The following is a 14,427-nucleotide window of genomic DNA, read 5'->3' as shown; positions in this document are numbered from 1 at the left end:
TACCAAAGTATCTCGGCCGGAGCGGCTGGTGAGACGACGAAGCATGGCCGACCGAGTAGTCGGTTTGCAGCTGAACTGTGTTGTCGCATCTCTCAAGAAAACGTTCTGCAACCAGTTGTTTTCTTTGCGAACGCCTTCCGCCGCTTTCGGGGGTTGGGATGCTCAGTAGGCAGTGATGGCTTGCTTTCACCATTTCGGCTTTGTCCGGCATGTTTCTACACCGCAGTAAGGTATCCTCGAGCTATGTCTGCTGACCGCATCATCTACTGTCTCGAACGCCTGTCGGACTACCGAGACTTCGAACGGCTTTCCTCCGCCCTGCTTGCCGGTGCAGGGTATCCGGGCATCGATCCGTTGGGAGGAACAGGTGACGGAGGTCGAGATGCGATAGTGCGGAGCGACGCATCAAATCGGACGATTGGGTTTGCGTACACCGTCCGGGAGGACTGGCGAGTCAAGTTCAAAGGCGATTGCGACCGGTTGACGGAGAAGAAGTACAAGCTCGACGCTCTTGTCTTCGTATGCACCGAGGCTCTGTCGGCTTCCGAGAAGGATTGGGCTCATGCGCTGGTCGCGGAGAAGTACGGCTGGAAGCTTGACCTCTTTGACTTGGAGCGTTTGCGTGTGCAACTCGCGGGGCCGCAACGGCACCTCTTGGCCGAGCATCCGAGCGTTTTCACGCCGCCGTTCTTTCCTCAACGAGGCGGCCAGTCAGTCGTTGAGTCTCCAGACCTCTTGGTACTCGACCATGTCGATGCCGACCACGCACTGAGCACTTGGCTTGCGAGGAGGCTTGCACTCGCGGGTTACTCTACATGGTGCCGCGGGACGGCGCCGCTCGCCGGTGAAAACACGGACCAGACCATCCGGATACTGCTCGACTCTCGGGCAGCGCAGTATCTGCCAGTTCTCTCGAATGCCAGCCTAGCAGACAGCATTTTCTTGGAGCGGTGCGTCATCGCCGGCGCCAAGAACGACCTTGTGCTTCCTTGCACCGTTGGGTTGCCGCTTGGCTCACGGTTGCCATCCAAGCTCAGATCCTTGACCTCTGCCGAATTCGGCGCATCGTGGATGAAAGGCCTGGAGAGCATCTTCGGCCGATTGAGAGCGCTCGGACTAGCCCCGAAGCTCGATGCAGCACGCGGGCGCAGCATCGCGCTTGGTGACTATCTTCCGACCCGAATGACGGTGGCGAAACCAGAGCCCGTGTATTCGAACGTCTTCTCGCTGCAATTACCGGACCTCATGAAAACGTTTGACCTTCGGCACACGCCGAAGGAGGAAGAAATTGAGGCGTGGCGCCAGACCTGGCCGTGTGCGCGAATTGGCGAGAGCGCATTTGCGTCGTTCTACGAGCCGCCGGCAAGTGTCAAGGTAGCGAATCGAGGTCAGTTCCTTTGGAGGGAGATGTCGGAACGTAACGGCCGCCGGACCCGTGACATCGCAAAGGAAGTCACGCGTCGAAGCCTGGAAGTCGTGTGCATCCAGAAGGGTCTCAAGTTCTGCACCGACCGCAGAGTGTTCTATTACCCCAAGCGGGAAGCCGGCGAATGGGTTCAGCCTATTCGTCATGTAGATGGTCGCAACACTACGGTCCAGTTGACGGGCGAGCGCACTAAAGGCTTCGGCGACCGTGCGTCTCTGTTCTACTACCAACTTGCACCCCGCTTCTCACCGCAGTGCGACGAGGAAGGCAATTGGACTGTCTTGGTCAGGCCCTACATCCGAGTGACTACCGCTGAAGGCATGCTATTTGAAGGCAAGGAGATTGGGCGCCGCCGAAAGATCGTCAGCAAGCAATGGTGGAACAACAAGTGGCTTCCACGCCTGCTAGGCTTGGTGCAAGGCATCGAAACGTCCCCAGGTGTCATTCAGTTCGGTGAAGGAAACGCTGCTGTTGTCATGAAGAGCACTCCGCTCAGTTGGAATTGCCCTGTCGGACTTGATGTGGCGGCGATCAGCGGCGTGTACGACATGGGCGAAGAGCTTGCTGAGTACCGTACCCGAGATGATGACGAGAGTGACGACGAGACCACTGCCTCCCCCGAAGGGGCAACTGAAGCATGAGCGATACTTTTCACTTTCTCGGAGAACCTTTGTTGGAGTTTGGGGAGGGGCAGACGGCCGAAGACCCACACGACGGCCTTGCCCTTTTCGGACCCGCCGAGCGTCGCTCCCAGATGCCGGATTACGTCGTGTTCGGTACGCCCCGGGGTATTGAGCTTTGGGCGAAGTGGTGCTTCGCCCTCAATGCGCCCGCCTCATGTGTTGATGCCGCGAAGCATCGTGCGTGGCCACCCTTTCCGGGGTACGAAGTGGCATTCGGTGCACCATGGCCAAAGCCTCTGCGTTCATTCGCCATAGACGACGCGGAACTCTCAGAGGCGTCCAGAAAAACAGACGGACATGAGCGCTCTTATGGTGTCGCCAACCTCTACTTGGCGCAACTCGAGCGACTTGCCAAGCTGGATGGACGGCCATCGCTAGCTGTGTGCGTTGTTCCGGACGAGGTCTATGAAAACTGCCGTCCCAAGTCTTTCGTCACACCCGACAAACGAAGCGATGAGGGGCGGTCCAAAGAGGAGATCGGGTTGTTCAAGTCCGTCTTGAAAGACCGTGCGAGTGGACAGCTCCGAATGTTCGACGACGAAGACATGGGAGGACTCGACGAGTACCAAGCCGCGCGACAGCTCTCGCCAGACTTTCGTCGGCAGCTCAAGGCTCGGATGATGGCACACGAACTGCCCGTTCAAATCATCAAAGAATCGACTCTGATGGTTACGCCTCAGGTCCGCAATGGCGAAAAGGGCACCAATCCGCTCTCGGACCGTCTCTGGAATTTCGGTACAGCAGTCTACTACAAGAGCGGCGCCAAACCATGGAAGACCCCGTGGGCGCGCGAAGGCGTGTGCTACGTTGGCATCGCCTACAAACTGACGGAGGACGGCCGACAAGCCTGCTGCGCCGCTCAGATGTTCCTTGATAGTGGCGACGGGCTGGTCTTCGTAGGCGAATTCGGCCCGTGGTATTCAAAGGAAAAAGGCGAATTCCATCTGCCACCTGACAAAGCTGAGGCGCTACTCAGGGGGGTTATTGATACCTACGAGCAGCAAGATGGTCGGCCACTGAAGGAAATCTTCCTACACGCTCGTTCTGGCATCGAAGCGGAAGAGTTCGAGGGCTTCCGGCGTGCCTGTCCGAAGGGTGTGAACCTCGTGGCTATCCGGGTCAGGCAAGACAGAAATGGTCAGCGTCTCTATCGGTTCGATGAGCATCCTGACGTCGGCAAACGCGGTCAACATCCTGTCCAGCGCGGAGTGTTTTGGCAGCGCGGCCTGCGCTACGGTCTTCTGTTCACCAACGGCTTCAAGCCACGGCTCGGAACATACGACGGCTTCGAGGTCCCAGTCCCGTTGGCAATCGCCATCCAGCACGGCGACGCAGATCTTCTGCAGGTGGCACGCGACATCCTTGGGCTCACCAAGCTGAATTACAACGCTTGCCAGTTGGGCGAGGGCCAACCGATCACCGTGAAGTATTCCGACCGGGTCGGCGAGATCTTGCTCGCCAACCCTGGGCTCACCTCTGACAAGTGGAAACCCAATTTCAAGTACTACGCTTGACTCGGCTCTAATAGGCTTCTGTAGTGCCCATCGAACGCCTCGGAAGCTCGAGAGTCATGATCCCGCCCCCCAACATCCGACCATGACAGGAATGCGCGGTCACGTCGATTCCCGGTCCTCGATGTTCCATTATTCTCGCTGGAGTCTTGCGTGCCAGCTGACGATCCGCAGAATGCCGACGTCGACTCGTTGAGGATTCGACCGGCTGCGGACGGTAGCGTGAACTGGTGGGGCCGAAGACGGGTCGCTTACCCCGCCCCCGCTTCCCCCGACAGCAGTACAGCGCATTGCCGCCGCTCATTCGGCGCGGGCCGACCGGCAGCTCCGGCCGACGACCAGCAGTTCGTGGCCGTTCCCCCAATGGCAGCTCCACTCAGAAACGTGTCGTCCAGGTCGAACTCGGGGGCTCTGGATGAATGCAAACAGGGTTATCGCCGCGCAGTCAGCGCCGCCGGCGCATTCGCCGCATTTGCCATCGGCATTGATGGCGTCGCGTCCGCCCGGGTCACGTCTACCGTGACAAACCGGGCTTCCAGCCAATCGGCCCACTTTGCCGCCTTCTTCATCAGGTCAGTGCGATACACGGCGTTGAATCGAGGTGTACGGGAGTGGTAGTTCGCGGCGCGCGTCCAGAGGTCGCCCTGGTCGTTCCGAAGGTGCTTTCGCAACCGCCAGGCGGCCAGCTCGAACGCGTAGCAGCCTGCGGCCGCAACGTCGTCCGCCGCGATGCCGTAGCGCGCCAGCTCGCGTAGGTACGCCGTATTGAACTGCATCGCACCAACATCATGGGTGCCATTCGTGTTGCGGACCCACTGGCCCGGCTTGCCGCCCTCCTTCTCGGCAACAGCCAGCACGATGTTGGCCGGCACGGCGTACTTCACCGCGGAAGAAATCGAACACAGGATCCTTTCCTGCTCCAGCGGCGGCATATCGGCAACGAAGGACAGCATGTCTAGCGATCTCCCCACCCCTCGCTACGGCGCGCTGCTTCCCGGCGCGCGTTGTACTCCGCAAGGGCTCGCTCGTAGTCTTGGGCTTCGACCCAATAGCCCCCGCTCTCGGGCGTCGCCACGTACCGGGGTCGCGTCTGGCTGAAGTCGGTGTAGGCGTGCCCGGTGTACGCCGCGCAGTACTCCGGGAGTCTGTCGCTGATCGAGATCTCTCCGCCGTCGTCACCGCTCCACCGTTGCAGCGTTCGATTGAGCGAGGCCGCATCACACCGACCGGCACCGCGCGAGACGGCACGAATCAGGGCCGACATCTGCGGCGTCTGATGGGCGACCGGACATTGCTCGAGGAAATTCTGCCGGGCCTCGAGCGTGTCGGAGAGTTTCCGCTTGATGATGCCGAAGTAGCGATTCAGTGATGGCGTGCACTCGCTCGGCCGTTGGCCTGTTGAGAGGCACAGGATCGCCTCGCAAGCCAGGCGGGTGTCTCCGGCGAGCTCCTCTGCCTCTTGGGCACCGGCCGGGTGGATCGCTACGCCGAGGACCATCGCCGCGACGGCGATGCCCAAGAGGTGCCTTTTCATGGTGCGTTTCTCCTCGCTGATTTGCGCTTCTTGCCAGTAGCGTGAGCGTCGCCCGCCTTGCCCTTCACCGGGCGTGCCAGCCTTGCCGTGACGAGTCCGCGCTGTTCCTGCTCATGCGGATCGGGTGTCGCGATTGACGAACGCCGCGACTTCCGCTTCCACGTCGATGTCGCTGGTGTCTGCGCCCGCGAGGGTGTTGCCCTCGAACGTCGGCGCCGCGCCATGCGCGCCTTCGGGCGCAGCCGCACCTTTAATGGCGGCCGCGATCCTGCCGCCTGGTGTTTCGGCGATGCGGTCCAGTGCAGCCTCTGTGGTTCCGGCCAGCGCGTCTTTGGCGACCTGTGCGGTGCCTTTGGCCAGGTTCGCGGCGGTGTCCGCGGCAATCAATCCAGCTTTCCCGACTGAGGCCATCAGTCCGCTCGAGCCCGGTTGCGGACGATCCTCGACATTCCGCGCGCTGCTCGAGCCGGCGCGGTCCCGAGATGCGCTTGTCTTGCCTGACTGGTCGTTCCTCGCCTGCTGTCTGCCTCTGACGTTCCCACCCTGCCCTGTCGAATCAATCGGGGTGCTGTTGGGATATGAAATGCCAGCGGCCTCGGCGTACGACATGTGATTCTTGGCTCGCTCGCCCGTGTCTCCCCCGTCGTACCCACCACCCCACAGGCTCGTGAGCACGTCGGCGCCGGATTGCACGTTCTCGTTGCCCTTCGCGACCGCTGTCATCAACGCCTGTGCCCCGCCAGCGGCATTCGCTGCACTCGCAGCCAGCATCGCGCTGCCCGTTGCCGCTGCAGCCGCCGCCATCCCGGCAGCCCCCACCGCCGCGCCTGCGCCGAAACTGCCGATACCGGCGTGGCTGATACTGGCGCCGGTGATGATTCCGGAGACCAGACTTGGGAGCTTGTTGACCAGCAGCATCAGCGCCAGACAGAAAACCAGCATCACACCCAACTCTTCAAAGTTCAGCACGCCCTTATTCATCTTGGCGTAGAACGTGGAAAGGAGGTCGTTTCCGATGCCGACCAGCAGCACCATTGTCATGATCTGCACGGCCACGCCCAGCACGGTCTTGTAGTAGTTGATCGCGATGTCGGACGTCCAACGCGAGCCGCCGAACCCCAAGAAGAAGATGCCTGCGTAGGCCAGCAGCCACGCCGATACGAGCAGCAGCAGAATATTCACGGCGATGACAGCCAGCAGAATCAGGATGCCGGCGCTCAAGGCCACACCAACGAAGCTATCAATAGGACTCCACGCGGACAAACTGGATATCGCCTGCTTCCAAATCATGAAGCCCACATCGACGATCCCTGACGGCGTGATCGTTGACAGGCCGGAGGCCTGCTCGCCGATCCGAGAAAGCGACTGGATGATCGAGTTGGCGAAATTCGGGCCGTTGCGCAGCAGCCACAGGAAGAAACCGAAGAACAGGATGAATCTGACGAACTCGGCGAAGAATTCGCCAATGTCGGCCCTTCGAAGCGCCATGACGCCAAACGTGATGACTAGTGAGATGGTTCCAAGCGTCCAGAACAAGTACATGGCGGCATTCATCACCACGGTCTGCCAAGCCGTGGCCCGCGTGGCGAACTCCATCACCACTTGGTCCAGCATCCCCAGGTTCGTGAGTTGCGCCACCGCAGCGGTCGAGTAGAGAGTGAGGACCGCACCGCTCAAGGCTGCTTTGTGCCCGGCGTTCATGGCTTCGCCCCCTGCCCCTTCTGGTCTTTCGGGTTGGCAAGTTCCAGCCAGTTCATCGGCTTCTCGGTCGGCGCAATGCCACCGCCGGCCGGTGGCCGCCGAGAGCACAACCCAGCGAAGGTTTCGCGTGTTGCCTTGTCCTCGATCTTCTTGATCGTCTCGATCTGACAGTTGGTGTCGTTAACTTCGGGCATGGCAGGAGGGACTGGGTGGCTGTCACAGCCAGCCAGTAGCACCACTGCGAGGCCTGCAAGCAGTATCGTCTTGTTCATGGCGCCGGACCTCCCTGTCAGCGAGTCAGTTCAAGCCAGTTTTTCGGGCTGGCCGTGCGTTCGATGCGCGATTCCGTCGACGTGACGTGCGCTGCCTGTTGCCTGGCTTCAAGATCAGACTCCGCCTGCATACGAGCCGCCACCGCATTCTGCTGGGCAATCAGCAGCGCACGAATCTGCAGGAGCTGGTTGGCCTGCTGGCTCGCAAGCTGATTCGCATAGCCCAGGGCCTGCATCTGACCGCCCGCCCCCTGGGCGCCCGACTGAAGCTGCTCCAGCGTGCGGGCATCGGCCCTCAGCGCATCCTGCTGCCGGTCCAGTCCCCGGAACAGCGCATCGTTGGCCTTCTTCTGCGACTCGGCCGCCAGGCGCCGGTTTTCCTGCATGGCGGCCCGCTCGGCGTCGCTGCAGCCGGCCGGCGAGAAGCACGGCGAGCCGCGGTAATAGGCGACGTCCTGGAATTTCCCGAGATACGCATCGACGCTGCCGAGCTGCGACTTGTAGTAGTTCAGCGTGTCGACCGCGTCCATCAGCCCGTTGATGGTCGCCTGCGCGCGGTCCCAGATGTAGGCCGCCGGCGCCACCGTGTTCTGCAACTGGTTCTCGTACTGCTGGAGCTGGGTCTGGTACTGCTCGATCTGCTTGAGCGTCTGCGCCACGCTCTCGATGGCGGTCATGACCGTCTGCGACAGGTTCGCCCCGTCGATGACCGGGATCCCGCCGGCATGCGCCGTGACGGGGCCGGCAGCCAGCGCCACGACGAGAGCGGCGCGCGCGACTCGGCATTGCATCTTCATGAGGGCTCCTCCTTCGGGTCAGTAATCGAATGACTGGTACGGCTTCGAGAACGTCATGTCCTTCGTCACGATCACGTTGAAGCGGTAGCCGGGACGGATCGCGAGCGTCGGTGAGATGTTCAGGTTCTTCGCGATCATCTGCGCGGTGACCTGGCCGAGCTGCTGACCCAGCGCTTCGCTCAGGGCGTCGCCGGCACGCTGTGTGTCGCGATGGTCCGTGCGCCCGCCCCGGTCCTGGCTCAGGGCGATGCCGGCCGTCACCGCCGACATCAGGAAGGCGGATGCGAAGGTGCGCACGTAGTGGTTGTTCACCTGATCGTTGAAGCCGGCGTACCCGGCGCTGTCGGCGCCGGGCATCGCCCCGATGTCCATCGCCTTGCCGTCCGGAAACACGATGCGCTGCCAGGCCACCAGCACGCGCGCCTGCCCGTAGGCAACCTCGCTCGAGTAGGCGCCGATGAGGCGCGCGCCTTGCGGGATCAGCAGATGCCGGCCGGTCGGCGTGTCATACACGGGCTGCGCAACCTGCGCCATGATCTGGCCCGGCAGATCGGAGTTGATCCCCGAAATGAGCGTCGCAGGCACGACGAACCCGGCTCGCAGTTCGAACGGCGTGCGCGGCGCCTCGGGCTGGGCGTCCATCGCCCAGCGGTCGCCCGCTCCTGCCTGGCCGAACGAGGCCAGGGCGTGACGTCCGCCACCGGCCCCCTGAAGCAGGGAGGGTGCGCCACCCGCACTGGTGGCCGGGGTGCCGGCGCCGGTGTTGAGCTGGCTGCGGATCTGCGCCAGGCGCGCCTGATAGGCTGCGGTGGGATCGTCGCCGCGGGCGCCCTCGGCCTGTTGGCGCAGCGCCGCGAGCCGCGCCCGTACGTCCTCGCGCGAAGACGACGAACCGGCAACACCGGTCGGCGCGGAAGCGGCACTGCGCGGGGCGCCGACGGGCACACCGGTTCGGGCCCTGGCCGCTTCCTCGAGGCGCTGGAGCTTGGCCATACGGATGCGCTCGGCTTCCTCATCGCGCGCGGGCTGCACCGGTCCGCTGCGATCGGGCGGCCGGGGCGGCGCGTCCAGATCGTCCGGGCGGGCGATCAGGATCGGCTCCGAGACCGAGCCCCGGGCGGGCGCCGTGTCCAGCGCGGGCGGGATCAGTCGGGGGGCGGGGGGAATGATCCCGCCAGTCTGCTCGCCCGCGATCTCCCGGGCGAACATCGCGGTGCTGCCCGCTTTCCCGGCCGGTTCGCTGGCGGGCGTGTGCTGCCGGGCCGCCCGATCGGCTGCCACCATCATCATGATCACCAGGAAGGCGACCATGACGCCCCCCATCAGATACATCGGCAGATTGTTGACCCGGCGCACGCCCGAGCGCGTCGTGAGCGTCCCGGGCGAGGCTTCGGGGGCCATGGGATCATCGGTGTCGCGCATCGAATTCACTCCCTGCGTACCCAGGCGCCAGCCGGTCTCACCGTGCCGCCCTGCGCCAGGTAGGCCCGCGTGATTGACTGCTCGCCTACCGAGAGGGTCAGCCGATAGAGGTCCGTGCCCGCGTCGTGATCCAGCACGTAATGCAGCGGCAGCGCTTCCGACGTCAAGCCGGCTGCCGGATCGACCGGCGCCGTGCCCAGCGCGGGGCTCCCCGCGGCGGCCGCCGGAACGGCCTCCTGAACGGCATAGCCCGCGGCCCGCAACTGCCCGACGAGCGCAGCGCCAAACGTGTCCGCCGCGGGCTGCGTCAGCGCGAACCGGGTCCGGGCCGGCGGCCACAGCGCTGCCAGTTGCCGAGTCGCCTGCGCGGCGAGCGCGGGCTGATCGAGTGCGGCCGAGGTCGCGACGAAGTTGCCGTACGGCCTGCCCGTGGCGCAACCGCCCAGCACCCACACCGCGAGCACGAGGCCGGTCAGGGGGAGACGTCGTGTCATGGTCATTTCCCCGTCCGGGTGAGGGTCACCCGGTCCTGGCCACCGCCCACCCCTGCGATCAGGATGGCCTTGTCGAAGACGGTGTCGACGATGTAACGCCCGCCCTGGACGCGATAGTTCACCAGCACCGTTTCATCCTCAGTAAAGAGCCCGCCATCCTTGCGCACGACCAGCAGGGTCGGCGCCTCGGTGTGAGCCATCGAAACGGGCATCTCGATGATGGTCTTGCGACCGTCGTTATAGACGCGCACCGGTTTCCAGCGCGCGGCGCCCGCCACCTCGTAGTCGAAGGACAGATTCCCGAGGTATTCGCCGGTGTGCGGCAGCGTCTGGGCGTCACGCTCGCGCGCCTCTCGGCTGCGGATCGCCTCCCATTTGGCGTGCGCCTCCTCAGGGTAGGTGAACGCGACCTGCGGCATGTACTCGGTGCGGTGCGAGCGCAGCTTCAGGTGATAGGTGCGCCGGTTGGTGGTGATGACGAGGCTTGTCATCAGGCCCACATCCATCGGCTTCACGATCAGGTGCTGGGTCTCGGTCGCGCCACTGCCGGTGATCGCGGGCTCGACGGTCCAGCGCGCGGTGTCGCCCAGATGAATCGAATTGACCTGCTCGCCCGCCTGCAGGGCGATATCGCAGACCTGCAGCACCGCACACACGATGCTGGGCTGCTGCGCCCCAAAGAGAAAGCGCACCGCTCCGTCCGGACCCGCCACCGGCTTCACGCCCGACGCCGCACTGCCGCCCCACCGCTTGGCGATACGCAACGCCTCGCGCTCGGGCGCGGTCAGTTCCGGGCTCTTCCCGGAGAAGTACTTGTCGGCCAGCTCGTCGCCGGGCGCCGCCACCACGGGCGCACCCACCATCGCGCCGAGGATCACCGCACACAGGTGCTTTTGCATCGTCGCCCCCTCACTTCACAGAATCCGCGACCAGGCGAAGTCGCGGACGAACAGGCTCATCGGGTTGTTGCGCAACTGCTCGTCAGTCGTCTGGCCGGACACTTCAGCCGTGTACACCGTGACCAGCGCGCGCATCGTGGCGGGCTCTCCCATCACCGTGCCCTGCCGGTCGCGGCGCGTCTCCACCCAATCGACCTGCCAGGTGTCGGGCGATTGGGGCAGGACGGTCCGGATCTCGACGCTGACCATTTCCTTTTCCGCGCGCCTGAACGGAGTCGCCTCGGCGTGGCCGTTGAGCCACTCGTTCATCTTCGCGGTGGCCGGATCGTTGGGCGCGAGCTTGGCATACACGCGGAACACGGCCTTGCGCTGCAGGGCCACATCGGGCGTCACGATGCGGGCGTCCCCAATGAACTCGGCCACCGCGGCATGCACCACGCGCGGGTCGGCCTTCGCGGCGGCGGTCAGCGGTCCGGCAGCCACCGTCTGGCCGTGCTTGTCGACTTCCACCACGTAGGGGATGAACTTCGACTGGCTGCCGATGTGGATCAGCCCACCGACGGCCGCCAGCGCGATCAGCAGCGACAGCAGGCCGATCACCTGCCAAGTCTGGGTTTGAGCGATCACCGAGCCGACATGCTCGTTCCAGGTGCGCCGCGCCGCGAGATACGGGTTGTCGGTGTCGCCAGTGCGCCGCGCGCCGGGCGAATCGCCCGATGCGGGCGCCTCAGAGCCGTGCGACGGCGCGGTCGCGTCGCGCCCCGATGCGGACGGCCGCCGGAAGCGCCACCCCTTGACGGTATCAGCCAGACTCATGCGGCCTCCCGGATTGCATCGACGGGGTCCCCGTCGTCGCGTTGATCGTTGATCGTCAGGCCCCTGGCGGCCAGCCATTCGTGCACCCAGCGCTCGCCGACGCGCGCCTCGAGGCGCTGGATGGCGGCCACCGATGCCTTGTCGGTTGCCCCAACAAAGGCGAGTGCGATCGGGCCCAGCGCCAGCTCGTAGAGCCGGTGGCCGGACTCGGACACGTAGTAGTACTGGCGCTTGGGCACCGCGCTCGCCAGGATCTCGATCTGCCGCGTGTTCAGGCCCATGCGCCGGTAGAGCGCCGCCGTGTCCGGATCGCGTGCGAAAACATTGGGCAGGAAGATCTTGGTCGCGGTGGATTCCACGATCACGTCGAGCAGCCCGCTGTTGGCCGCATCCGACAGGCTCTGGGTCGCCATCAGCACGAGGCAGTTGGCCTTACGCAGCACCTTGAGCCATTCGCGGATCTTGGCGCGAAACACCGGATGCCCCAGCATCACCCAGGCTTCGTCCAGCAGGATCGCCGCGGGCTGGCCGCTCAGGCTGCGCTCGATGCGACGGAACAGATACAGCAGTACCGGCAGCGCATATTTCTCGCCGAGCGCGAGCAGCTCCTCAAGCTCGAAGGTGGTGAAACCGGCCAGCGCCAGGCCGTCTTCCTCGGCGTCGAGCAGGTGGCCCATCGCGCCATCGACCGTGTACTGCCGGATCGCCTGGCGGATCGCTTCGTCCTGGATCGTCACCGAAAATTCGGACAGCGTGCGCGCGCCACTGCGCTGCATGCTCAGGATGGCGTGACCGATCTCGTTGCGCTGGGCCGGCGTGGCCTCCACGCCGTTGAGCGCCAGAACCGTCTCGATCCACTCCATGGCCCAGGCACGATCCCCTCTGGACTCGAGGAACTGCAGCGGGCAGAAGGCGAGCCGCCCGTCGTCGGAGGCGACCGCGTAGTGCTGTCCGCCGACCGCGCGGGTGAGCGCGTAGAGCGACAGACCCTTGTCGAACGCATAGATCGACATGCCCGCATAGCGGCGCAACTGCGCGGCGATCAGCGCCAGGTGCGCGGATTTGCCCGCGCCGGTCGGGCCGAACATAAAGGTATGGCCGAGATCGCGCACGTGCAGGTTCAGCCGGAACGGCGTGGCCCCCTGCGTCACGCCGTGCATCAGCGCAGGCGCGCCCGACGGATAGAGCGGGCAAGGCGCCTCCGGGCTGCCGGTCCAGATCGAGGAGGTCGGCAGCAGATCGGCCAGGTTCATCGTGTTGATGAGCGGCCGGCGCACGTTCTCGACGCCGTGACCGGGCAGGCTCCCCAGAAAAGCATCGAGCGTGTTGATCGTCTCGATGCGGGCCACAAAGCCCAGCCGGTTGATCGCCTTCTCGATCAGGCGGGCCGAGGCCTCGAGCGCATCCCGATCCTCGTCCATCAGCACCACCACGCTGGTGTAGTAGCCCTGCGCCACCAGGCCGCTATTGACCTCGGCGATCGCCGCTTCAGCGTCGGCGACCATCGACAGCGCATCCTGATCGATGGGTCCGAGGTGGGTGTTGAAGACCTGATCGAAGAAGCCGCGCACCTTCTGCCGCCACTTCTTGCGGTAGCGCTCGAGGTGGCGCACGGCCTCGTGCGGATCCATGAAGATGAAGCGGCTCGACCAACGGTAGGCGCACGGCAGCTCGCCCAGGGCGGTGAGCAGCCCCGGCGCGGATTCCAGCGGAAAACCTTCGATCGCCACCACCTGAATGAACTGGCGGCCAATACGTGGCACCACCCCGCCCCACAGCTCCTGACCACCGATCACCGCATCGAGATACATCGGGTTGGCCGGCAGCCGCACCGGGTGATGGGCGCCGGTGAGACAGCACTGCAGCCAGCCAAGGAAGGCGTCATGGGTGACGGTCGATCCGTCTTCCTCGACCCTCGGCTCGCCCCGCAGCCGCGTGAGCGTCACCGCCGCGGACAGACGGCTTTCGATGGCCGCGATCTCGCGCCTGAACTGCGCGATGAGATTCATCGTGCGCGCCGTGTGGTCCGGCGCGATCGCGTCGTCGTCGAACATCAGCTCGACGAACTTGCGTTGCGCCAGCACCGGCGGGAACCAGGTGAGCGTCAGCACGAAATAGCCCTCGTACATCGTGCCCAGACGCTCGAAGAGGCGCCGCCGTTCCTCGTCGATCGCCGCCGACACCGCATCCGGGAAATGCGAACGCCCGCGCTCGGGGTAGCCCGGTGCGGGCCGGCGCACCGCATCGACATGCACCATCCAGCCGCTGCCCAGACCCGCCAGCGCCTGGTTGAGGCGAACCGACACCTGCTCGCGCGCCTCATCGGTGCGGCTGGCGTTGTCCTCGCCCCGATAGCACCACGCGGCCATGAAGGCACCGTTCTTGCCCACGATCACGCCGTCATCGACCACCGCGGCGTAGTTGAGCAGATCGGCGAGGCCCGCGTCCCGGGACCGATGCCGCCGGAGCTGCACCCGGGCCTCGACCGCGCGGATGCGGGCCACCAGGATCAGCAGCAAGGCGGCGCCCAGCCCCGCTACGACGAAGGCAATGGCCGCGATCATGTGTACTGCTTCCCCTGGGCGGCCGTGTTGTCACGGAAAGGGGTCGAACGCGCCGGGTAGTAGCCCCTATAGCGGCGGTGGCGCAGATAGACGTGGCGCAGCTTCGGATCGGCTTTGGCCATCAGCCGCAGCATGAAGAGCGCCACCACCCACAGCATGACCCCGAATACGGTGGCGCGCAGGTCCTGCGCGCTGAAGATGAGCGCACCGGCCAGCAGGCCCGCGAACATCACCAGTTCGCGATCCCCGCCCATGAAGAGGTTGTGCCGGTTGCCGGCGCGGCGAAGCGGGATCGTGCGCAGCGCCAT

13 protein-coding genes are annotated in these 14,427 nt (G+C 64.6%); 2 read left to right on the top strand and 11 right to left on the bottom strand.

Annotated elements, in window-relative coordinates:
• The first annotated feature begins 243 nt into the window (after positions 1-243).
• On the top strand, positions 244-2,067 hold the full coding sequence (locus GH664_RS09320) for a hypothetical protein (RefSeq protein ID WP_153167862.1): 1,824 nt from the start codon (positions 244-246) through the stop codon (positions 2,065-2,067).
• Complete coding sequence (locus tag GH664_RS09315; RefSeq protein WP_153167861.1) at positions 2,064-3,623, top strand: hypothetical protein; 1,560 nt, start codon at positions 2,064-2,066, stop codon at positions 3,621-3,623. Before GH664_RS09320 ends, GH664_RS09315 begins: the two co-directional genes overlap by 4 nt.
• A gap of 428 nt (positions 3,624-4,051) precedes the next feature.
• Here GH664_RS09315 and GH664_RS09310 read toward each other — a convergent pair whose 3' ends face one another.
• The 11 genes from GH664_RS09310 to GH664_RS09260 form a co-directional block, all read right to left on the bottom strand.
• On the bottom strand, positions 4,052-4,573 hold the full coding sequence (locus GH664_RS09310) for a transglycosylase SLT domain-containing protein (protein WP_194270368.1): 522 nt from the start codon (positions 4,571-4,573) through the stop codon (positions 4,052-4,054).
• Between the two features lie 2 nt (positions 4,574-4,575).
• Positions 4,576-5,154, bottom strand: coding sequence for a TrbM/KikA/MpfK family conjugal transfer protein (locus GH664_RS09305; protein ID WP_153167860.1), 579 nt, complete (start codon positions 5,152-5,154; stop codon positions 4,576-4,578).
• Between the two features lie 111 nt (positions 5,155-5,265).
• The gene (gene trbL / locus GH664_RS09300; RefSeq protein ID WP_153167859.1) at positions 5,266-6,855 is read right to left on the bottom strand and encodes a P-type conjugative transfer protein TrbL; all 1,590 of its coding nucleotides are present in this window, start codon (positions 6,853-6,855) and stop codon (positions 5,266-5,268) included.
• The gene (gene trbK / locus GH664_RS09295) at positions 6,852-7,127 is read right to left on the bottom strand and encodes an entry exclusion lipoprotein TrbK (protein ID WP_153167858.1); all 276 of its coding nucleotides are present in this window, start codon (positions 7,125-7,127) and stop codon (positions 6,852-6,854) included. Before trbK ends, trbL begins: the two co-directional genes overlap by 4 nt.
• A 17-nt stretch (positions 7,128-7,144) precedes the next feature.
• Positions 7,145-7,924 carry a P-type conjugative transfer protein TrbJ gene (gene trbJ, locus GH664_RS09290; protein ID WP_153167857.1) on the bottom strand — a complete coding sequence of 260 codons (780 nt, stop codon included), beginning with the start codon at positions 7,922-7,924 and terminating at the stop codon, positions 7,145-7,147.
• Between the two features lie 18 nt (positions 7,925-7,942).
• The gene (locus tag GH664_RS09285) at positions 7,943-9,346 is read right to left on the bottom strand and encodes a TrbI/VirB10 family protein (protein WP_153167856.1); all 1,404 of its coding nucleotides are present in this window, start codon (positions 9,344-9,346) and stop codon (positions 7,943-7,945) included.
• Between the two features lie 5 nt (positions 9,347-9,351).
• The gene (locus tag GH664_RS09280; RefSeq protein WP_153167855.1) at positions 9,352-9,840 is read right to left on the bottom strand and encodes a conjugal transfer protein TrbH; all 489 of its coding nucleotides are present in this window, start codon (positions 9,838-9,840) and stop codon (positions 9,352-9,354) included.
• 2 nt (positions 9,841-9,842) lie between these two features.
• Complete coding sequence (gene trbG, locus GH664_RS09275) at positions 9,843-10,739, bottom strand: P-type conjugative transfer protein TrbG (RefSeq protein ID WP_153167854.1); 897 nt, start codon at positions 10,737-10,739, stop codon at positions 9,843-9,845.
• A 15-nt stretch (positions 10,740-10,754) separates the two neighbouring features.
• The gene (locus tag GH664_RS09270) at positions 10,755-11,555 is read right to left on the bottom strand and encodes a conjugal transfer protein TrbF (RefSeq protein ID WP_096453087.1); all 801 of its coding nucleotides are present in this window, start codon (positions 11,553-11,555) and stop codon (positions 10,755-10,757) included.
• Positions 11,552-14,119, bottom strand: a complete 2,568-nt coding sequence (locus GH664_RS09265; RefSeq protein ID WP_096453085.1) for a VirB4 family type IV secretion/conjugal transfer ATPase — start codon at positions 14,117-14,119, stop codon at positions 11,552-11,554. Before GH664_RS09265 ends, GH664_RS09270 begins: the two co-directional genes overlap by 4 nt.
• Positions 14,116-14,427: a conjugal transfer protein TrbD gene (locus GH664_RS09260; RefSeq protein WP_096453083.1), complete on the bottom strand. Its 312-nt coding sequence runs from the start codon at positions 14,425-14,427 to the stop codon at positions 14,116-14,118. The genes GH664_RS09265 and GH664_RS09260 overlap by 4 nt, the downstream gene beginning before the upstream one ends.

Origin of the sequence: Thauera sp. 2A1 (assembly GCF_009469595.2) — a bacterium.
Classification (GTDB): Bacteria; Pseudomonadota; Gammaproteobacteria; order Burkholderiales; family Rhodocyclaceae; genus Thauera.
This window is presented reverse-complemented; position numbering and strand designations above follow the sequence as displayed.